Genomic DNA, 20,277 nt, shown 5'->3' on the forward strand with positions numbered 1-20,277 from the left:
ATGGCTCTTCATCTCATCAAGCTTTGCGTCGGCGCGGACAGCGTGGAGGATCTGCGCGGCTGGATCGATTTCCGGCTCGGACAGCAGCGCGGCGCGGGCAGGGAACCGAGGCAGGTTCACACCACGCGCATGACGCCGAAGCGCGCTGGCGAGATCGTCGGGACCGGATCGCTTTACTGGGTGATCAAGGGGCGTGTGCAATGCCGCCAGCGCATTCTCGATCTCGAGCCGTTTACCGACGGCGAGGGGATCTCACGCTGCAACATCGTCCTCGAGCCGAAGCTGGTGCTGACGCGCTCGCAGCCGAAGCGTCCGTTCCAGGGCTGGCGCTACTTCAAGGAGGAGGACGTACCCGCCGATCTGAAAAGCGGCGAGGAGGGACTGGCGGTGCTCCCGGCGGGGATGCGCAACGAACTGGCCGATCTCGGGCTGATTTGATCCCGCGCGCAGACCGGAAACCCAGAAAATCACTTGCATGTCGGCCAATAAGCGCCACATTTTGGCTATGGCCAAATCCGTCACCAGAGCGAATACGGGCGTCGCGGCTGAATCGAAGTCGCCGGCCTCCGATATCGCGAAATTCCTGAAGAGCGCGAAGGCGGCCGCGAATACCGGAAGCGGCGCCGGGCGGATCGTGCTCGCGCTCGATGCGACGATGAGCCGCCAGCCCACCTGGGACATGGCCTGCGCCATTCAGGGTGAGATGTTCGAGAGCGTGGGCGGAATCGGCAACCTGCTGATGCAGCTCGTCTATTTTCGCGGACTTGGCGAATGCCGTGCGTCGAAATGGGCCGCCGACAGCCGTACGCTCGCCGACATGATGACGCGCATCCAGTGCCGGGGCGGACACACGCAGATCCTCAAGGTGCTGAAACATGCGGCAAAGGAACAGGGCAAGAACCGCGTCAACGCGCTGGTCTATATCGGCGACGCAATGGAGGAAAATGTCGACGATCTCGTTCAGGCGGCGGGCGAACTCGGCATGCGCGGCGTGCCGGTGTTCCTGTTCCAGGAGGGGCACGACCCGGCCGCCGAGATGGCCTATCGCGAGATCGCCCGCGTCACCAGGGGCGGCTGGTTCCGCTTCGACCGGTCGTCCGCGAACGTGCTGGCGAAACTTCTGTCCTCGATCGCCGTCTATGCGGCGGGCGGGCTGAAGGCGCTGCAGTCACGCGGCCGTCACGAGGACCGGCTGCTGATCGCGCAGATGTCGGGCGGCCGGAAATGACGATCCTCATCGCCCTGATCGCCGTGGCCGCGTTCACGATCCTCGGGCTGATCTATTTCGCCAACGCGCCGACGGCGCAGGTGGCCGGTTCGATTCGCGTGGCAGGTCCGGTGGCCCTCGCGCTTGTCGGCGTCGTCCTCAGCCTGGCCGGCCGGATCGGGGCAGGGGCGCCGCTGATCATGATGGCGCTCGCCTGGTTCGGACGCCAGCGGCAGGTGGTGAACCGCAGGCGCAGCACTGGCCAGCGTTCGACGGTCCGCTCGGCGTGGCTCGAGATGATGCTCGACCACGACACCGGGGACATGAACGGGCTGGTGCTGGTCGGGCCGTTCGAGGGCCGCGAACTCGACGACATGAGCGAAGACGAACTGCGAAACCTTGCAGAAGACCTCGCCGACGACCGCGAGAGCGCCGAACTACTGGAGGCGTATCTTGACCGCCGAATGCCGGGCTGGCGTGACGACGCTGATCCGGATGTTGGCGCGCGGAAAGCTGGCCCGCATGACACGGGCACCGTGACAGAACAGGAAGCTTACAAGATCCTTGGCCTTGAGCCGGGAGCGACCGCTTCGCAGATCAGACAGGCGCATCGCAGCCTGATGCAGAGAGTACACCCCGACCTCGGAGGAAACGCCTTTCTGGCGCAGCGGGTGAACGAGGCCCGGGACGTTCTGTTGCGAAATCATGCTGATAGAGACCCTTGATACGCGATACTAATTCAACGGTACGACTGCACGGCGCTGCGACGGTTACGAGTTGTCGAAGGCCAGGCAGGAATAGTCGTATTTCTTGAGAGCTTCACAGGCCGCCCAAGCCTCGGACTTGGAACCGAACCCGGCGAAGCGCGCACGGTGATAGAGCGCGCCGCCCTTCTCGAACTTCTCAATGAACGGCTCGCGGGCGCCGAGCACCGGCGCGGCATGGCTCTGCGCCAGACGCAGATAGCTGAAGGCTTCGTCCTGCGAGGGCAGGGAGGCGATCTGGATCACCCAGCCCGCACGTGGCGCCACCGAGGCGGTCGTCATCGTGTCGACCGGTTCGGGCGGACGTGGCGCGGCGGTGACTTCCGGCGCGTAGCCCGTCAGGATGGCGGCCTTCACCGGTGCCTTTGGCGGAGCCTTCGCGGGGACCGGAGCCATCGAAGCCATGACGGGCAAGCCCCGGGAGACGGTGCGCCGGGGGCTCTCCGGAATGGGGACGTCCGTGGGCGCAAGCGAAGCGATGTCGACAGGCATGTCGGCAAACCGCGTGCCGCCGGCCCGGGCAACCAGGGGACCGCGATCCCGCTTCGACCCTTTCGACACGTTCTCGGCAAGCAGTTGCTCCATGTGGGCATTGCGGGACGCGCCGCTCTTGCCGCCCATCACGACGGCCACGACGCTGCGCCCACGGTCATTGACGGAGGTGACGAGATTGAAGCCCGAGGCGCGCGTGTAGCCCGTCTTGATGCCGTCGACGCCGCGAACCGCGCCGAGCAGGCGGTTGTGGTTGCGGAAGCGTGATTTGCCGAACGCGAAGCTGCGCGTGGAGAAATATTTGTATTCGCGCGGAAAGTGCTCCTGCAGGGCGATGCCCAGCGTCGCCATGTCGCGGGCGGTCGTGATCTGGCGCGAATCCGGCAGACCCGAGGCGTTGCGGAACGTCGTCTTCGACATGCCGATTGCGCGGGCCTTGGCCGTCATCATCTTCGCGAAATTGCTCTCGGTGCCGCCAAGATGCTCGCCGACGGCGGCTGCGACGTCATTGGCCGACTTCGTGACAAGCGCGTAGATCGCCTGTTCGGCGCTGATGCTTTTCCCGGCCGGGATTCCGAGCTTGGACGGCTGCATCGACTCGGCGTGAGGCGACATCACGATCCGCGTATTCTTGTTCACCTTGCCCTGCTGCATGGCCTCGAACAGCATATAGAGGGTCATCATCTTGGTCAGCGAGGCTGGATATCGCGGCGCATCGCCGTATCGGTTGTGCAGCACCTTGCCCGAATTCGCGTCGATGACGAATGATGCGTAGCGCGGATTGGCCTCGGCGCCGACGGTGGCGGCCACCATAAACAGCGCTGCAAGAAGAGTTGCGGCTATTTTGGGAAAGGGATTCGCAGGCAGAGATCTGCTGGGAAACACGGTTTTACACCTATTGGTTACAGACGCGGTACTCACCCGGCTGGCCGCCGGGCATGACTGCGAAAACCGTAGCCAAGGCACGTTACCAACTCGTTTATGGTGACCGGAGTGTTTCGGCAGAGAACCAAATTTTCCCAAAATGTGATCGAATGATGGTGCGACGCGAAAGAATTGTTGAAAAATTGTGCAGTGCACACTATATTGGTTTCAAGGACGGGCGACCCGGTCCGAGTGAACCGAAATCCAAACGTTCAAAGGTGCGACATGATGAATTCGTTCGAAGATGCCAACAAGATTGGCAAGGAAATGATGGACAACTCCCTGAAGAGCTATGCTGCCGTGACCAAGGGCCTGCAGGCAATCGCGACCGAGGCCACCGACTACTCGAAGAAGTCGTACGAGGATGGCGCTGCTGCGTTCGAAAAGCTGGCGGCAACGAAATCGCTCGAGAAGGCGATGGAAGTGCAGAGCGAGTATGTGAAGTCCGCTTATGAGGCGTTCGTCGCTGAAGCGACCAAGATGGGCGAGCTTTATACCGACCTCGCCAAGGAGGCCTACAAGCCGTTCGAAAATGCGGTTGCCGGCGCGACCAAATAAGCATTCCTCAACGGAACTGCATGACCGGCCCGCGTGAGCGATCACGCGGGCTTTGTTCATTTTGCGCGGCAGCAGGCATCGAACCGCTTGCGCCGATTCAGAGGGGGCTTAAAATCGAGAGTCGGCAACCTAAGTAACGGAGACGATGCCCGTTCGGGCGCTGTGACATCCACAGGACAACGATGATCGAAAAGCCGGAATTGATGCAGGCCGATGATGATGGCCAGGACGGTGACGGGCAGGGCCGCGGCACCGCCGTCATCACGCGGACCAAACCCAAGGTCAAGAAACCCAGTCTTTACAGGGTCTTGCTGCTGAACGACGACTACACTCCGATGGAGTTCGTGGTGCATGTTCTCGAGCGCTTTTTCCAGAAAGACAGAGAACAGGCGACCCGGATCATGTTACATGTGCATAATCACGGAGTCGGAGAATGCGGCATCTACACTTATGAGGTCGCGGAAACGAAGGTGACCCAGGTCATGGATTTCGCCCGCCAGAACCAGCACCCGCTGCAATGCGTGATGGAGAAGAAGTGATGCCGACCTTTACCGCAAGTCTCGAGAAGTCGCTTCACCAGGCGCTGACTCTGGCCAATGAACGCGAGCACGAATACGCCACACTGGAACACCTGCTTCTGGCGCTGCTCGACGATCAGGACGCCAAAGCCGTCATGGACGCCTGCAGCGTGGACGTCGACGCACTGCGCAAGACGGTGCTCGACTATGTCGACAACGAACTGGAAAATCTCGTCACGGGCTACGATGAGGATGCCAAGCCGACCGCCGGCTTCCAGCGCGTTATCCAGCGCGCGGTGATTCACGTCCAGTCGTCGGGCCGCGAGGAGGTCACCGGCGCAAACGTGCTTGTCGCGATCTTCGCCGAACGAGAAAGTCATGCGGCCTACTTCCTGCAGGAGCAGGACATGACGCGCTACGACGCCGTCAACTACATCGCCCACGGCATCGCTAAGCGCCCCGGCGCCACGATCTCGCGGCAGCCTGACGGCACCGAGGACCAAGGCCGCCCGGACGGTTCGCAGGGCGAGGCCGAGGATGGCAAGAAAAAGCCGCAGGACGCTCTGAGCGCCTACTGCGTGAACCTTAACGAGAAGGCAAAGGTCGGCAAGATCGATCCGCTGATCGGGCGCATGCCCGAAATCAACCGGACGATCCAGATCCTGTGCCGGCGTTCCAAGAACAATCCGCTCTATGTCGGCGATCCGGGCGTTGGCAAGACGGCGATCGCCGAGGGACTCGCCAAGCGCATCGTCGAGGGGGACGTGCCTGACGTGCTGCTGACATCAACCATATTCTCGCTCGACATGGGCGCGCTCCTGGCCGGCACCCGCTATCGCGGCGACTTCGAGGAGCGGCTGAAGCAGGTTGTCAAGGAACTGGAAGACTTTCCGGGGGCGATTCTGTTCATCGACGAGATCCACACGGTGATCGGCGCGGGCGCCACCTCGGGCGGGGCGATGGACGCATCGAACCTGCTGAAACCGGCGCTGTCGTCCGGCTCGATCCGTTGCATCGGCTCGACTACCTACAAGGAATACCGCCAGTTCTTCGAGAAGGACCGGGCGCTCGTGCGGCGTTTCCAGAAGATCGACGTAAACGAGCCGTCGCTTGAGGACGCCATCGAGATCATGAAGGGCCTGAAGCCCTATTTCGAGGACTTCCACAAGATCAAGTACACCGACGAGGCGATCAGGTCGGCGGTGGAACTGTCGGCACGCTACATCAACGACCGCAAGCTGCCCGACAAGGCAATCGACGTGGTCGACGAAACCGGCGCCAGCCAGATGTTGCTGCCTGAGAAAAAGCGGCGCAAGTCGATCGGCGTCAAGGAGATCGAGGCGACCATCGCGACGATGGCACGGATCCCGCCGAAGACCGTTTCGAAGGACGACGAGGAAGTGCTCGCCGGCCTCGAAAAGGAACTGAAGCGGGTCGTCTATGGCCAGGATCTGGCGATCGAGGCGCTGGCCTCGGCAATCAAGCTTGCCCGGGCCGGCCTGCGCGAACCGGAAAAGCCGATCGGATCGTACCTGTTCTCGGGTCCGACCGGCGTCGGCAAGACCGAAGTGGCAAGACAGCTCGCCGCCTCGCTCGGCGTCGAATTGCTGCGCTTCGACATGTCGGAATACATGGAACGCCACACCGTCTCGCGGCTGATCGGCGCGCCTCCCGGCTATGTCGGCTTCGACCAGGGTGGACTGCTGACCGATGGCGTGGACCAGCATCCGCATTGCGTGCTGCTGCTCGACGAGATCGAAAAGGCGCATCCGGACCTGTTCAATATTCTGTTGCAGGTGATGGACCACGGCAAGCTGACCGACAACAACGGCAAGCAGATCGATTTCCGCAACACGATCATCATCATGACGACCAACGCCGGTGCGTCGGAGATGGCGCGGAACGCGATCGGTTTCGGCAGTTCGACCCGTGAAGGCGATGATGTCGAGGCGATCAACCGGCTGTTCTCGCCGGAGTTCCGCAACCGCCTGGATGCGATCATTCCGTTCGGCGCGCTGCCGGTTCCGGTGATTCACCGCGTCGTCGAGAAGTTCGTCATGCAACTCGAGGCGCAGCTTTCCGACCGCGGCGTGATCTTCGACCTGTCGAAGGAGGCGATCGCATGGCTCGCTGACCGTGGCTACGACGAGAAGATGGGAGCACGGCCGCTCGGACGGGTCATCCAGGAGCACATCAAGAAGCCGCTGGCCGAAGAAGTGCTGTTCGGCAAGCTGAAGAAGGGCGGCACGGTGAAGGTCACGGTCGAGAAGGACGAACTCGGCGACAGCAAGCTGAAGCTCGATTCGATCGCCGACGAACCCCGGCCCAAGCCGCGCAAGCGCACCGCGCGCAAGCCGGCTGCCAAGAAGGCGGCAGCCGTCAGCACGAGCCCGAGCGACGCGCCGGAGGCGAAGGTGGAAAGCAAGTCGAAGCCCTCGGTGCCGAAAATCCCGCGCAAGTAGGCGGCGGCGAGCCGATAAGGGTCGAACAGCTAACGGGCGGAAAATCCGCCCGTTTTTCATTTTCACCTGCCATCTCGCCATGCGCATCGATCCATGCTAGCCGCGTGGCATGGACACCGGTTCTTCCACGGACGATGAGGGGCATTCGGCGCTGTGGTTCGCCCGCGGCATGCGCAATGTCATCTCCGTACCGGCGATTATCCTGATGAGCGCATTCGTCGGCTTCGCAGGCTTTGCCAAGGAAAGCGGCGTGGACGTGACGCACGCCATGTTCATGACCGCCGTGGTCTGGGCCCTGCCTGCGAAAGTCGTCTTGATCGCCGCCATCAATTCCGGTGCGACACTGGTGCCCGCATTTCTTGCGGTGACGCTGTCGTCTGCACGGCTGATGCCGATGGTGACGACGCTTGTCCCGGAGATCCGCTCCGAGAAGACGCGCACCCTCACGCTTCTGGTGCTCTCCCATTTCGTCGCCGTCACCTCCTGGGTCATGACGATGGAGCGGATCGCGCGTGCGCCGCGCCGTCACCGGACGGCCTATTTCGCCGGTTTCGCGGTGACGCTCACGACCGCCAACATACTGATCGTAGGCGCCGTTTACGCGTCCTCGGCCGTGCTGCCGCCGGAGGCGCTCGGCGCGCTGTTCTTCCTGACGCCGATCTATTTTCTGACTTCGCTGTGGGCGACGGCCCGAGATCACGTCGTCAAGATCGCGATGGTCGCCGGACTCATACTCGGTCCGGTCTTCTATCTGATCGCTCCGGAGTTCGACCTGCTTCTGGCCGGCATCATCGGCGGTGTTGCGGCCTTCGTGATTGGGCGGTTCGGCAAACGGACGGGAACTGACCGCACATGACGTATGTTTCCCTCGACGCTTGGTGGTGGCCGTTCGTCTTCATTCTTTTCGCCGGATGGCTCGCAACCGACATCTGGCGGTTCGCCGGCGTTCTTCTCGGCCGGAAACTGAGCGATACGTCCGACGCTTTCATCCTCGTGCGGTCGGTCGCCACCGCGCTCGTTGCGGCGGTGATTGCGCGCCTGATCCTGTTTCCCTCCGGCGCCCTCGGCGAGACGACACTGCTCCTGCGCGTCGGGGCGGCGGCTATCGGGTTTCTCGCCTTCATGGCCGGCGGCCAGCGCATCGGCGTCGGCGTCGGTGTGTCGCTGGTTGTCCTGCTGGGAGGAATGGCCGCCGGCTACTGAAACCGTTCCGTCAGGCAGATTCGAGCGCCGCGCGGATTTTTTCAGCCTTGGCGGCAAGGACTTCCGGCTTTTCCATGTCGCCCGTATGCGGCCGCAGTTGCACCCCGTCGAACCGCGGGATGACATGGACATGCAGATGGAAGACCACCTGTCCGCCGGCCGGTTCGTTGAACTGCTGGACCGTCACGCCGTCGGCATCGAAGGCCTTCATGACGCCCCGCGCGATTCTCTGCACCGTGACCATGAGTCGGGACAGCGTCTGAGCGTCGACGTCGAGGATGTTTCGGGCCTGTGCTTTCGGGATCACCAGGCAGTGGCCGTCCCCGCGGGGCATGATGTCCATGAAGGCGAAGGTGTGCTCGTCCTCGTAAAGTTTGTGGGCGGGCAGGTCGCCATTCAATATCTTCACGAAGATGTTGTCCGGATCGTACGAAGCAGTCATGGAGCCCTCCTTGAGTTGCACATGCTCTACGTTGTCATCGCGCGGCCATCAATCTTCAAAGCGGTCGTTGGAACGTTCGGCACACCAATCCCGTTGTTGAGCGCAATATGCTGATTTGTCCGGTGATCCGGATCAGCGAGTGTGAAGACCATGGTGAAAGAGCCGGCTCCCTGATGAAAACGAAAGGCAAGCGGTCCGGTCCGGGGACGATCGGCATAGTGGGGAGTGGCGCAACAGCCGCCTATCTTCTGAAACATCTGGCGGCGGGTGGTGAACGCCTGAAGATCACCGTCTTCGAGTCTTCCGATGAACCCGGATTCGGGATGCCCTATCGTCCGTCCGACAATGCCGATTTCATGCTCTGCAATGCCTTCAGCCGCGAAATCCCCGTCATCCGCACTTCACTGATCGATTGGCTGAAAACACAGCCGTCCCATGAGCTGAACGAGTGGGAACTGTCGCGCCACGACCTCAGTGCACGGGCGTTCTACCCGCGTACGCTGATCGGCGAATTCCTTCACGACCAGTTTGCCGCGCTCGTCGACGGCATGAACCGGGACGGCCACTCCGTAAGTGTTCTGACGAACCACCGTGTCGAAGACCTAATCCCGAACGGAAGCCACGTTAAAGTGAGAGCGGTGACGCCGGACGGACCCGTCATGAGGGAATTCGACAACGTTGTTCTGGCCACAGGACATTCATGGCCAACGCATCCAACGATTGATGATGCGGAGCTCGTGTCGCCATGGCCTTATACCAATATGACGAAAATTCCGCCCGGGAAAATCGGCGTTCTTGGGGCCTCCTTGTCTGCAATCGATGTGGTCGTCACCCTCGGCCATACGCATGGCGACTTCGATGAGCGGGGCGCAACGGTCTCGTGGAAGCCGAATCCGGACGCGAAGGATCTGAAAGTCACCATGGTGTCCCACATGGGCATCATGCCCGAGGGCGATTTTTACTACCCGTTTCCGTATAAGCCCTTGAGATACCTGACGAAGGAAGCTGTCAAAGAAGAGATTGCAAGGGGCGCGGAGAACCTTCTGGAAAGGGTTTTCGAGCTTCTTGTCCGGGAACTCGACGAAAGCAACCCGGAGTATCTGGACCAGTTGGGCGACCGCTCGCGAACCATCGCGGGGTTCGCGGAGGGTTATTTCCGCCACCGCCAGGAAAAGGGCGGCCTTGATGCCGTCAAGGAAGACTTTGAGGTCGTACGGCAGTCTATGCAAGACAGAACGACGATCCCTCATCGCTACGTTCTGCTGCGTGGCCACGAGGAGTTCGACGCCGCGCTCAGGCATTTGAACGAACACGACTGGGAGATATTTACGGATCATCTCATGCCCGTTTTCGCCGACTGCTATGCAGCGGTGCCCCACCTGTCGCTGGCCAGAATCATTGCGCTTTACGACGCGGGAGTCCTCGACATCGTGCCGACCGGCTCCAATTCATCGTTCAGCAAAGAGGGAAGCGACGGGGTCCGAGTCCAGACAGAAGACGAGGTCCTCGCCTTCGATGCGATGATCGACGCGCGCGGGCAGGATTCCGCGCCGCTGGGCGAATTGCCGTTTCCGTCGCTGACAGAACAGATCGTAGAGCCGAACGAGCCTGTCGAGCGCCCCTTTGCGATCGAGATGGCCATCCGCGGGACATCCAGGGTCTATTGCCTCGCCCTCCCTCAGGTCATTGAACGCCACCCGTTCTCGCAGGGACTAGCCAACATGAACGAACTGGCGGAGATCGTGGCGACGGACCTTCTGGTTTGATGCGCGAGGCGAGAGCGGGGGCGGTGCCTCTCAGCCGCCTTTTTTGAAGGGGCCGTGCGCGGAGAGGATCCTGCCGAAGCGCTCGACATCCATGCGCTCGTGGTCGAGATAGTCCGCGATCGCACGGCGGAAGCCCTCATGCGGAATGAAGTGCGCCGAGTGGGTCGTGACCGGCATGTAACCGCGCGCCAGCTTGTGCTCACCCTGCGCGCCCGCCTCGACATAGCGCAGCCCCTCGGCGATGGCGAAGTCGATGGCCTGGTAATAGCAGACCTCGAAATGCAGATAGGGATGATGCTCGACGCATCCCCAGTGCCGGCCGTAAAGCGTGTCGCCGCCAATGAAATTGATGGCCCCGGCGACATAGCGGCCGTCGCGCTTGGCCATGACGAGCAGGATATCGTCGCGCATCCGTTCGGAGATCAGCGCGTAGAATTCGCGGTTGAGATAGGGGCGACCCCACTTGCGGCTGCCGGTGTCGGTGTAAAAGGCGAAGAAGGAATCCATCGCCGCCTCGATGATGTCCGCGCCGGCCAGCCGTTCGATCGTGATGCCGTTTTCGAGAGCGCCCTGGCGTTCCTTGCGGATGTTCTTGCGCTTGCGGGACGAAAGCGTTTCCAGAAACTCGCCGAAATCCCCGTAGCCGTTGTTTTCAAAATGAAATTGCTGGTCGAGGCGGTGCAGAAATCCGCTTTCCTTCAGCGCCGCGATGTCTTCCGGTTCGGCGAAGGTGACATGCGCCGACGAGACGCCGAGACGCGTCGCCAGCGCTTTGAGACCCTCCGCAAGGCCGTTGCGGACGACGGATGCGTCGCGGCCGGGAGAGACGAGAAGCCGAGGGCCGGTCGCCGGCGTGAACGGCACCGAGCACTGAAGTTTCGGATAATAACGTCCGCCGGCCCGTTCGAAAGCGTCGGCCCAGCCGTGATCGAAGACGTATTCGCCCTGGCTGTGCGATTTCAGGTAACAGGGCAGGGCGCCGAGCACCGTGCCCGATCCGGTCTCGAGCGTCAGGTGCTGACCCAGCCACCCGGTTTCGGCAATCGCGCAGCCGGAGTCCTCCAGCGCACTCAAAAAGGCGTGTGAAACGAACGGGTTATAAGGGGCCTTCGTCTGTTCGAGCGAGGCTCCGGTGAGGCCTCCCCAGATCGACGGATCGACAGAGGAGATGCGCTCGCGAACGCGGATGACGAAGTCGCCGTCCGGTTCGTTCGATGCAGCCGCGATGCTTGCCTTGGTTTCGGTCATGGACCTTCAGTTATTGCGCGTGGCACTGCAAACAAGATGCCGGTCACCGGTCCGGGTCGAAATCCTCGAACGTCATCTGGTCAGCATGGGCCTGTGTGGCTGCGACGTCTTCGGGCGTACGCACCGTCCAGGTGATGACAGGCATGCCCAGCGTGTCGCGCACATGAGAGACGAACCGGTTCGGCAGTCCTTTCACATGATAGGAAACGAACGACACGCCGAGCGGCAGTGCCTCATAGTGCCGGTCCAGCGCGGGGTCGCCGATGCCTTCGGCCGTCAGTCCGAGCGGCACGGACGAGCCGGTCTCGCGGAAGGCCGCGAGGAGATCGTGGTCGAAGGACATAGCCGCCGCCGGCCCGTCATAACCCGCGAGATCCGCAGCGACGGCCTTCGCCAGCGCGCCGTTGCCTGCGCCTTCCGGCTTCATTTCGATGACGACCGGCACGCGGCCCGAAACCAATTCGAGAGTGTCCGCAAGCGTCGGGATCGTATCCGACGTCCGGCCGAGCTTGATGGTGCCGAGATCTGGCGCGGGTTGGTCTATCAGCAGACCCTCGATCCCCGTCAGGCGCTCCAGCGTGTCGTCATGGAAGACGATCGCCTTTCCGTCGGCGGAGAGGCGAACGTCGAGTTCGATGGCAAAATCGCGGTCAATCGCCTTCCTGAACGCCGACAGCGAGTTCTCGCACACGCCGACATTGCCGTCGTGCAGTCCGCGATGGGCGATCGGCCGCCGGGTGAGAAAGTCCACGCTCAAGACTCGATAATGGCTTCGATTTCGACAGGCGCGTTCAGCGGCAGGCACGCCATGCCGACGGCCGAGCGGGCATGCCGGCCCGCATCACCCAGAATGTCGACCAGAAAATCGGAAGCGCCGTTGGCGACCAGATGCTGCTCGGTAAAGTCCGGCGAGGAGGCGACAAAGACCGTAATCTTCACGATTCGCTTGATCTTCCCCAAGTCGCCCAGGGCGCTTCTTGCCTGCGCCAGAACGTTGACGGCGCACCATTTTGCCGCCTCGCGGCCCTGATCGACATCGAGGTCGCGGCCGAGAAGACCGCTCGAGACGAGCTTTCCGTCCCTTAGCGGCAGCTGTCCGGATGTGTACAGGAACGACCCCGATTGCACGGCGGGAACATAGTTTGCCGCAGGGGCCGCAGCCGCCGGCAAAGCGATCCCGTGTTCCTGAAGCCGGCTTTCGATCGTTGAAGACATGGTGATTCCTCGTGCAAACGTGTTCGTGACCCGCGAACTTTCTTGCATCTTTTGCCTCGCTTCCGCCATGAGAAAACCTATAGTCGGGCGAGGAAAACCAGGAACATGGAATGACTGACCGATTCACGCGCGCCCTCACCGCCGCAACCGCGCTTACCACTCTGATCGTAATGTCGGGACAGCCGTCCCACGCGAAAGCCCAGCCGCTTGCTCCGCATCGTGCGGTGTATGATGTCGAACTGGATGAAGCCAGCGAACGCTCGGGCATAGCCGGCATGAACGGGCGCATCGTTTACGAATTCCATGGCTCAAGCTGTGATGGATACACAACCAGTTTCCGTTTCGTTTCGCGGATACGCTCGAACAGCGGCGACCGGGTGACCGACCAGCAGACCTCGACATATGAGGACGGGACGGGCGAGATGTTTCGCTTTGTGACCAAGTCCTTTGTCGACGAGAAGCTGGACCGCGAGTTGAAGGGGACCGCAAAGCGCTCGAACGGCAGTACCGTAATCGAACTGGAAAAACCGGATCCGGCCGAGTTTGTGCTGGATCGCGCGCTGTTTCCCACGGCGCATATCCTCGATCTGCTGGAAAGGGCCGAAGCCGGCGAGACCATCTACGAAGAGAAGATATTCGACGGCTCGGAAGACGGGGACCAGACCATGACCACAACCGTCATTCTTGGGCCGGAAAAGACCGGGGCCGATGGGGATGCCGCGAACGCAGGACCGCTGAAGGACGAGCCTTATCGTAACGTTTCCATCTCGTATTTCGCCCAGGACAGCGGCGAAAGCGGCGAGGGCCTGCCGGAATACGCGATCGCATTTAAGCTGTATGACAACGGTGTTACCCGCGACCTCGTCATGGACTACGGAGACTTCAGCCTGACGGGCGAGTTGACGCAACTCGACATGCTCCCGCCGGAGACCTGCCAGTAGGCCGATCGGAGAAACACGACGCGATGCTGCGCCGCACTTGCATTTGGTCCGCCGATGCGGTATCGCGCGGCCATTCCACACACGAAGGTCAGGTTTGATCCGGGAGAAATCCGGACGGACCACCGGTGGCGGGAAACCGCTTTTTGCCTTCGTGGAGGTTCAACCGGAAAGGAAAAACGATGGCATTGCCTGATTTCAGCATGCGCCAGCTTCTAGAGGCTGGTGTTCACTTCGGCCACCAGACACACCGCTGGAACCCGAAAATGTCGCGCTACATCTTCGGCGCGCGCAACAACATCCACATTCTCGATCTTTCCCAGACCGTGCCGCTTCTGCACCAGGCGCTGAAGGTCGTTTCCGACACCGTCGCCGGCGGGGGGCGCGTGCTGTTCGTCGGCACCAAGCGCCAGGCGTCTGAGATCGTCGCCGATGCAGCCGGCCGTTCGGCTCAATACTATGTCAATGCCCGCTGGCTCGGCGGCATGCTGACAAACTGGAAGACCATTTCCAACTCGATCCAGCGCCTGCGCAAGGTCGATGAAATTCTTGCCTCCGACGGCCAGGGCTTCACGAAAAAGGAACGCCTGAATCTCGATCGCGAGCGCGAAAAACTGAACCGCGCGCTGGGCGGCATCAAGGATATGGGCGGCACGCCGGACCTGATGGTGGTCATCGACACCAACAAGGAAGCGATTGCGATCCAGGAAGCGAAGCGTCTCGGCATTCCGGTCGTCGCCATCGTCGACAGCAATTGCGACCCCGACGTCGTCGATCACCCGATTCCGGGCAATGACGACGCCGCCCGTGCGATTTCGCTCTACTGCGACCTGATCGCACGCGCGGCCATCGACGGCATCGCGCGCCAGCAGGGCGCGTCGGGCGTCGATGTCGGCGCATCGGCAGAGGCCCCGGTGGAGGAAGGACTTGAGGCTCCGGCCGAAGAGGCGCCCGCCGAGGAAGCGCCGGCGGCGAAGGCACCTGCCAAAGCCAAGGCAAAAACCAAGGCTGAAGCGCCGAAGAGCGACGACAAGCCGGCTGAAGCCCAGGCCTGACGGTCTGCGATCGCAGTCGCGATCATCTTCACACCACACGAATTCGCGCAGGGCACGTCATCGTGCCCTGCGTCCAGTATTCAGGACACGGACAGACAGTTCCGTCCGACATCCAAAGAGGCGAACCGATGAGCATTTCTGCATCTCTCGTAAAACAACTCCGCGACATGACCGGCGCCGGCATGATGGACTGCAAGGCAGCCCTGACCGAAACCAATGGCGACCTCGAAGCGGCCGTCGACTGGCTGCGCAAGAAGGGCATCGCCAAGGCTGACAAGAAGTCCGGCCGCACCGCAGCGGAGGGGCTGATCGGCGTGGCGTCAAATGACTCCGGCGCCGTGGTGGTCGAGGTCAATTCCGAGACCGACTTCGTTGCCCGCAACGACGCATTCCAGGAAATCGTGCGCAACATCGCCAAAAGCGCGCTCGATACCGATGGTTCGGTGGAGGCGGTCGCCGCGACGTCCTATCCCGGCTCGTCGAAATCGAATGAGGAAACGATCAAGGACGCGATCGGGACGATCGGCGAGAACATGAACCTGCGCCGCGCCGCCCGCCTCGATGGCACGGTTGCGACCTATGTGCATAACGCGGTTTCCGACGGCCTCGGCAAGCTTGGCGTTCTCGTGTCGATCCAGACCGAGGGCGACAAGGACGCTGCGCGCGCAATCGGCCGCCAGATCGCGATGCACGTCGCGGCGACGAACCCGCTGGCGCTGGACGTCGACGATCTCGATACAGCCGCCGTCGAACGCGAACGCGCGATTTTCTCCGATCAGGCCCGCGCATCCGGCAAGCCGGAAAACATCATCGAAAAGATGGTGGAAGGGCGTCTGCGCAAGTTCTACGAGGAAGTCTGCCTGGTGAAACAGGCATTCGTCATCAATCCCGACCTGACGGTCGAGAAGGCGCTCGCCGAAGCCGAAAAGGAAATCGGCGCACCGGCCAAGATCGGGGCGTTCGTGCGCTTCGCACTGGGCGAGGGCGTCGAAAAGGAAGAATCGGATTTTGCCGCTGAAGTGGCTGCTGCCGCAAAGGGTTAAACGCATGCGAAAGCATGCTGTCCGATTGCTGTGATCTTGCGGGGGGCATCGCGTGACAACGCGATGCCCTTCATGTATCCGGAAGCCGAGATTCATTCCTTTTCAAAATTTTCATGACCACCCAGCCAAGATACAAACGCGTCCTTCTCAAAGTCTCGGGTGAAGCGCTGATGGGCAATCAGGGTTTCGGCATCGATGTCGAGGTGGCGGACCGTATTGCCGGCGACATCAAGCAGGCCGTCGATCTTGGCGTGCAGGTCGCGGTCGTCATCGGCGGCGGCAACATTTTCCGCGGCGTCGCGGTAGCCTCGAAGGGCGGCGACCGGGTGACCGGCGACCACATGGGGATGCTTGCGACCGTCATCAATTCGCTCGCGCTGCGGACCTCTCTCGTCAAGAAAGGTGTTGAATCGGTGGTGCTTTCAGCCATCGCCATGCCGCAACTGTGCGAGAGCTTCTCGCAACGGAAGGCGATGTGGAACATCGAGCACGGGCGCGTCGTGATTTTTGCGGGCGGCACTGGCAATCCATATTTCACGACCGACTCCGCAGCGGCCCTGCGCGCCGCCGAGATCGGCGCCGACGCGTTGTTCAAGGGGACGCAGGTCGACGGAATCTACTCTGCGGACCCCAAAAAGGATTCGGATGCGGAACGCTTCCCCGTTATCACCCATGACGAGGTGATCGCACGCGGTCTCTCCGTCATGGACATTGCGGCTGTTGCCTTGACCCGCGAAAATCATATTCCCATTGTGGTTTTCTCGCTGCATGAGCCGGGCGGTTTCCCGCAGATCCTGCAGGGAGGAGGGCGCTCCACGCTTGTCACGGAGCAGCAAGCGTAACAGGTCCGCGAAAGGAAAGAACAACGATGAGCCAGAAATTCGACCTCGCCGACCTCAAGCGCCGCATGGAAGGCGCGGTTGCCGCCTTCAGGAGCGATCTGGGCGGCCTTCGCACCGGCAGGGCCTCGGCCTCGCTGCTCGACCCGATCACCATCGAGGCCTACGGCACCCAGATGCCGATCAATCAGGTCGCCAACGTCACGGTGCCGGAGCCGCGGATGCTGAACGTCTCCGTGTGGGACAAGTCGATGGTCTCGGCCGTCGAGAAGGCGATCCGCGAGTCGACGCTCGGCCTGAACCCGATGACCGATGGCGCCAATGTTCGCGTGCCGCTGCCCGAACTCAACGAGGAGCGGCGCCGGGAACTGGTGAAGATCGCGCACCAATATGCCGAAAACGCCCGCATCGCCGCCCGCCACGTGCGCCGTGACGGTATGGAGGCGTTGAAGAAGGCGGAAAAGGACGGTGAGATGAGCCAGGACGAGAGCCGCGGCAAATCTGACGAGGTTCAAAAGCAGACCGACGAGACAATTTCCCGGATTGATTCGCTTTTGGCGGAAAAAGAAAAGGAAATCATGCAAGTTTAGGGTCAAGGTGGCGGTCGCGCGACCTTGACGAACAGGAGCCGGACCCGTTGGACGGTGAGAAGATAACAAATTCCGAATCCATGCCGCGCCATGTCGGCATCATCATGGACGGAAACGGCCGATGGGCTGCGGCGCGCGGCATGCCGCGTTCGTTCGGTCACAAGGCCGGAGTTGAAGCCGTCCGCCGGGCTGTCCGCGCCGCGGGCGAACTCGGCATCGAGTATCTGACGCTTTACGCTTTTTCCTCCGAGAACTGGTCACGCCCCGCCGAGGAGGTTCATGACCTGCTGGGGCTGATGAAATTTTTCATCACGCGCGATCTTGCCGAATTGTGCGCGAACGGTGTGCGGGTCCGTGTGCTGGGCCGGCGTGACGGACTTGCGCCCGACATTCTCGGCCTGATCGAGACGGCTGAAGGGCGATCGAGGGACAATACGGCCCTCAATCTCAACATTGCATTCAATTACGGCGCGCGGGACGAGATCGTGCGGGCGTTTCAGCGTCTGGCCGCGCGCCAGGCAGAAACCGGCGGGAACGTGGGCGACATCGACGAGGCAGCGATTGCGGCGTGCCTCGATACCGCCGGCCTGCCCGACCCGGAGCTCGTCATACGCACGAGCGGCGAAATGCGGCTCTCCAATTTCATGCTCTGGCAGGCCGCCTATTCCGAGTTCGTGTTCCTGACGTGCATGTGGCCGGATTTCGACAAGGCTTGGCTGGAAAAAGCGCTCGAGGAATTCGCTTCGCGCGCGCGCCGTTTCGGCGGCGTCTCTGCCGCCAAAGAAATCGCATTATGACAAACCTGCAGGCGCGGCTGGTTTCTGCGCTGGTGCTCGCGGCAATCGTACTCCTTGCGACGATTTCCGGGGGATGGCTCTTCGCTGTCATGGCCGCGGCGGTTGCGGTTCTGATCTGGGGAGAGTGGGTGGACGTCGCCTGTCCCCTGGCCGACGACCGCGTGCGCCTGCTCGGATTCGGTGCGATTGCACTCGTGTTTCTGGCTGCGCTGTTCCTGCCGAATGCCGCTCTCTTCTGGATCGCGGTCATTGCCCTGGCGGGATTCGCACTTGTCTGCTGGGGGATCGGCGAGGGACCCTGGCCGGTCTATGGCCTCGTCTATGCCGGAGCAACGTTCGTCGCCGTGATCATGCTGCGCAGTTCGTCTGTCGGCGGGTCCGGCCTGATCGCCATCCTGTTCCTCTACGCGACGGTGTGGGCGACGGATATCGGCGCCTATTTCGCCGGACGCCGGTTTGGCGGGCCCAAGGTGGCGGTGGCCATTTCCCCCAACAAGACCTGGTCGGGGGCCATCGGCGGCGCTGCCTCCGCGGTCGTCGCGGGCGTGCTCGTTTTCTCGGCGGCCGGGCTGGAGGATACCGCGACGGCAATCGGGCTGGCGCTCTTTCTCTCGGTCGTCGCCCAGGCCGGCGACTTCTTCGAATCCTGGATAAAGCGGCGGAATGGCGTGAAGGACACCAGCCAGATCATGCCGGGGCATGGCGGCATGATGGACCGCACCGACGGCCTGATCGCGGCAGCAATCGCACTCTGGCTGCTCGGCCTGGCCCTGGCGGGACCGGCGGAGTCGGCGGCGGCATTTTTCGTCTGATCGTTGAAGATGCGTCAGCGCCTTGCTAGTGCCTGAATTGAAACGGACGACTGGCCACTGGCCAATACGACAGGACAGGAAATGACGGACTTCTTGACAGGGCTGGTGTCGACCGACGGATTCGTCCTTGGAACGCTTGTTCCGTTTCTGTTTGTGCTGCTCGTCGTCGTGTTCATTCATGAATTGGGTCATTACCTCGTCGGCCGGTGGTGCGGGATCGGCGCAAAGGTGTTTTCGGTGGGATTCGGACCGGAGATCCTCGGCTTCACCGACCGTCGCGGAACGCGTTGGCGCCTTTCCGCCATACCGCTAGGGGGGTATGTCAAGTTCGTCGGCGACATGAATGTCGCCTCGGCGCCCGACCCGGAAGCCGACGCGGCGCTGACCCCCGCTGAACGCGATGTCGCGTTCCATCGAAAGTCGGTCGCGCGCCGCGCTGCAACGGTCTTCGCGGGCCCTGCCGCCAACTTCCTCCTTGCGGTCGTGCTCTTTGCCACGATCTTTGCCGTCTTTGGCCGGGGCGTCGCCGACCCCGTGGTCTCCGAGGTGCGGGCAGGAGGGGTTGCCGAGGAGGCCGGACTGAGGCCGGGTGACGTATTCGTCAGTGTCGACGGCCGTCCCGTTGCCCAGTTCAGCGATATCCAGCGTTACGTGGCCGTCCGGGCGGGTCAGCCGATCGAATTGGTGATGCGCCGGGGCGACGCCCTGGTCGATTTCACGCTCGTTCCGGAACGGCTGGAAATCGAGGACCGGTTCGGCAACAAGATCGAACAGGGGGTCATCGGGGTCGTGAACAACCGCGATTCGGGGGGACACCGGGTTCAGAAGTACGGTATCGTGGAATCCGTCGGCATGGCGGTCGCCGAAACCTGGTACATCGTCGAGCGGACGGGCGGTTATATCGGCGGGGTCATTACCGGCCGCGAGAACGCCGATCAGATCGGCGGCCCGATCCGGGTCGCGCAGGTCTCGGGCCAGGTTGCGACGCTCGGCTTCGTTGCCCTGCTCAATCTGGCGGCAATCCTCTCGGTTTCAATCGGACTGCTGAACCTGCTGCCCGTTCCGGTGCTGGATGGCGGACACCTGCTGTTTTATCTGTTCGAGGCCTTGCGCGGACGACCCATGTCGGAGCAGGCTCAGGAGGTGGGGTATCGAATCGGCATGATGCTGATTCTCGGCCTGATGGTTTTCGCGACCTGGAACGACATCACGATGCTCTTCGATCGCAGCTAGCCGAAGGCGGGTCGTGTCCTCGACGGCAAGCTGGGGATCGGTTGGTAAAGCGCCGTGTAAAAAGGGGATTTTAGAGGACTTGTTTACCATGCATCGAGGTTCCGCGTGACGTTTCTGCCACGCTTTGTCGCTTCCTAAACGGATTTTAACCGGAACCCTTGCGTGTGAAAT

At 62.0% G+C, this 20,277-nt stretch carries 22 protein-coding genes; 17 read left to right on the plus strand and 5 right to left on the minus strand.

Annotation, left to right across the window (positions count from 1 at the left end; translation table 11 throughout):
- From LC298_RS12450 to LC298_RS12460, 3 genes are read left to right on the plus strand one after another with little or no spacing between them, the layout of a single operon-like run.
- Positions 1–438, plus strand: coding sequence for a DUF1489 family protein (locus LC298_RS12450; protein ID WP_131570245.1), 438 nt, complete (start codon positions 1–3; stop codon positions 436–438).
- A gap of 37 nt (positions 439–475) precedes the next feature.
- Entirely contained in the window at positions 476–1,228 is a 753-nt protein-coding gene (locus LC298_RS12455; RefSeq protein WP_223385652.1) for a VWA domain-containing protein, read from the plus strand.
- Positions 1,225–1,932: a DnaJ domain-containing protein gene (locus LC298_RS12460; protein ID WP_131570243.1), complete on the plus strand. Its 708-nt coding sequence runs from the start codon at positions 1,225–1,227 to the stop codon at positions 1,930–1,932. Before LC298_RS12455 ends, LC298_RS12460 begins: the two co-directional genes overlap by 4 nt.
- Positions 1,933–1,977: 45 nt before the next feature.
- Here the strand turns inward: LC298_RS12460 and LC298_RS12465 are convergent, their stop codons facing one another.
- The gene (locus LC298_RS12465; protein WP_131570241.1) at positions 1,978–3,276 is read right to left on the minus strand and encodes a D-alanyl-D-alanine carboxypeptidase; all 1,299 of its coding nucleotides are present in this window, start codon (positions 3,274–3,276) and stop codon (positions 1,978–1,980) included.
- Between the two features lie 339 nt (positions 3,277–3,615).
- Here LC298_RS12465 and LC298_RS12470 point away from each other — a divergent pair, with 339 nt between their 5' ends.
- From LC298_RS12470 to LC298_RS12490, 5 genes are all read left to right on the plus strand, one after another.
- Complete coding sequence (locus LC298_RS12470; protein WP_131570238.1) at positions 3,616–3,945, plus strand: phasin family protein; 330 nt, start codon at positions 3,616–3,618, stop codon at positions 3,943–3,945.
- Positions 3,946–4,127: 182 nt separating this feature from the next.
- On the plus strand, positions 4,128–4,484 hold the full coding sequence (gene clpS / locus LC298_RS12475; protein WP_199223317.1) for an ATP-dependent Clp protease adapter ClpS: 357 nt from the start codon (positions 4,128–4,130) through the stop codon (positions 4,482–4,484).
- The gene (gene clpA, locus LC298_RS12480; RefSeq protein WP_131570236.1) at positions 4,484–6,925 is read left to right on the plus strand and encodes an ATP-dependent Clp protease ATP-binding subunit ClpA; all 2,442 of its coding nucleotides are present in this window, start codon (positions 4,484–4,486) and stop codon (positions 6,923–6,925) included. Before clpS ends, clpA begins: the two co-directional genes overlap by 1 nt.
- 109 nt (positions 6,926–7,034) lie before the next feature.
- On the plus strand, positions 7,035–7,781 hold the full coding sequence (locus LC298_RS12485; protein WP_131570232.1) for an AzlC family ABC transporter permease: 747 nt from the start codon (positions 7,035–7,037) through the stop codon (positions 7,779–7,781).
- Positions 7,778–8,128, plus strand: a complete 351-nt coding sequence (locus tag LC298_RS12490) for an AzlD domain-containing protein (RefSeq protein ID WP_131570230.1) — start codon at positions 7,778–7,780, stop codon at positions 8,126–8,128. Before LC298_RS12485 ends, LC298_RS12490 begins: the two co-directional genes overlap by 4 nt.
- Before the next feature lie 10 nt (positions 8,129–8,138).
- Here LC298_RS12490 and LC298_RS12495 read toward each other — a convergent pair whose 3' ends face one another.
- The gene (locus LC298_RS12495; protein ID WP_131570227.1) at positions 8,139–8,570 is read right to left on the minus strand and encodes an HIT family protein; all 432 of its coding nucleotides are present in this window, start codon (positions 8,568–8,570) and stop codon (positions 8,139–8,141) included.
- Between the two features lie 173 nt (positions 8,571–8,743).
- Between LC298_RS12495 and LC298_RS12500 the strand changes: the two genes are divergently transcribed.
- On the plus strand, positions 8,744–10,336 hold the full coding sequence (locus LC298_RS12500; protein WP_158284789.1) for an FAD/NAD(P)-binding protein: 1,593 nt from the start codon (positions 8,744–8,746) through the stop codon (positions 10,334–10,336).
- Between the two features lie 30 nt (positions 10,337–10,366).
- On the opposite strand, the gene LC298_RS12505 is transcribed toward LC298_RS12500, so the two are convergent.
- The 3 genes from LC298_RS12505 to LC298_RS12515 are packed head-to-tail and all read right to left on the minus strand — an operon-like array spanning position 10,367 to position 12,799.
- Positions 10,367–11,584, minus strand: a complete 1,218-nt coding sequence (locus LC298_RS12505; RefSeq protein ID WP_131570223.1) for a GNAT family N-acetyltransferase — start codon at positions 11,582–11,584, stop codon at positions 10,367–10,369.
- Positions 11,585–11,627: 43 nt separating this feature from the next.
- Positions 11,628–12,335, minus strand: a complete 708-nt coding sequence (locus LC298_RS12510) for a glycerophosphodiester phosphodiesterase (RefSeq protein WP_223385653.1) — start codon at positions 12,333–12,335, stop codon at positions 11,628–11,630.
- 2 nt (positions 12,336–12,337) lie between these two features.
- Positions 12,338–12,799, minus strand: a complete 462-nt coding sequence (locus LC298_RS12515) for a RidA family protein (protein ID WP_131570219.1) — start codon at positions 12,797–12,799, stop codon at positions 12,338–12,340.
- Between the two features lie 110 nt (positions 12,800–12,909).
- Between LC298_RS12515 and LC298_RS12520 the strand changes: the two genes are divergently transcribed.
- The 8 genes from LC298_RS12520 (at position 12,910) to rseP (ending at position 20,106) form a co-directional block, all read left to right on the plus strand.
- Positions 12,910–13,740, plus strand: a complete 831-nt coding sequence (locus LC298_RS12520) for a cell envelope integrity EipB family protein (RefSeq protein WP_131570217.1) — start codon at positions 12,910–12,912, stop codon at positions 13,738–13,740.
- 179 nt (positions 13,741–13,919) lie between these two features.
- Positions 13,920–14,792: a 30S ribosomal protein S2 gene (rpsB, locus tag LC298_RS12525; protein ID WP_131570215.1), complete on the plus strand. Its 873-nt coding sequence runs from the start codon at positions 13,920–13,922 to the stop codon at positions 14,790–14,792.
- A gap of 128 nt (positions 14,793–14,920) precedes the next feature.
- Positions 14,921–15,835 carry a translation elongation factor Ts gene (gene tsf / locus LC298_RS12530; protein WP_131570213.1) on the plus strand — a complete coding sequence of 305 codons (915 nt, stop codon included), beginning with the start codon at positions 14,921–14,923 and terminating at the stop codon, positions 15,833–15,835.
- Positions 15,836–15,948: 113 nt separating this feature from the next.
- On the plus strand, positions 15,949–16,677 hold the full coding sequence (gene pyrH, locus LC298_RS12535) for a UMP kinase (RefSeq protein ID WP_131570211.1): 729 nt from the start codon (positions 15,949–15,951) through the stop codon (positions 16,675–16,677).
- A gap of 26 nt (positions 16,678–16,703) precedes the next feature.
- Positions 16,704–17,264 carry a ribosome recycling factor gene (gene frr, locus LC298_RS12540; RefSeq protein WP_131570208.1) on the plus strand — a complete coding sequence of 187 codons (561 nt, stop codon included), beginning with the start codon at positions 16,704–16,706 and terminating at the stop codon, positions 17,262–17,264.
- Between the two features lie 80 nt (positions 17,265–17,344).
- The gene (locus LC298_RS12545; protein ID WP_131570296.1) at positions 17,345–18,061 is read left to right on the plus strand and encodes an isoprenyl transferase; all 717 of its coding nucleotides are present in this window, start codon (positions 17,345–17,347) and stop codon (positions 18,059–18,061) included.
- Entirely contained in the window at positions 18,058–18,873 is an 816-nt protein-coding gene (locus tag LC298_RS12550; protein ID WP_131570206.1) for a phosphatidate cytidylyltransferase, read from the plus strand. Before LC298_RS12545 ends, LC298_RS12550 begins: the two co-directional genes overlap by 4 nt.
- An 81-nt stretch (positions 18,874–18,954) precedes the next feature.
- A complete protein-coding gene (gene rseP / locus LC298_RS12555) occupies positions 18,955–20,106 on the plus strand; it encodes an RIP metalloprotease RseP (RefSeq protein WP_131570204.1) in 1,152 nt (383 codons plus the stop codon).
- Positions 20,107–20,277 lie beyond the last annotated feature (171 nt).

This window comes from Oricola cellulosilytica, from assembly GCF_019966575.1.
In the GTDB taxonomy this organism is placed as follows: Bacteria; Pseudomonadota; Alphaproteobacteria; order Rhizobiales; family Rhizobiaceae; genus Oricola; species Oricola cellulosilytica.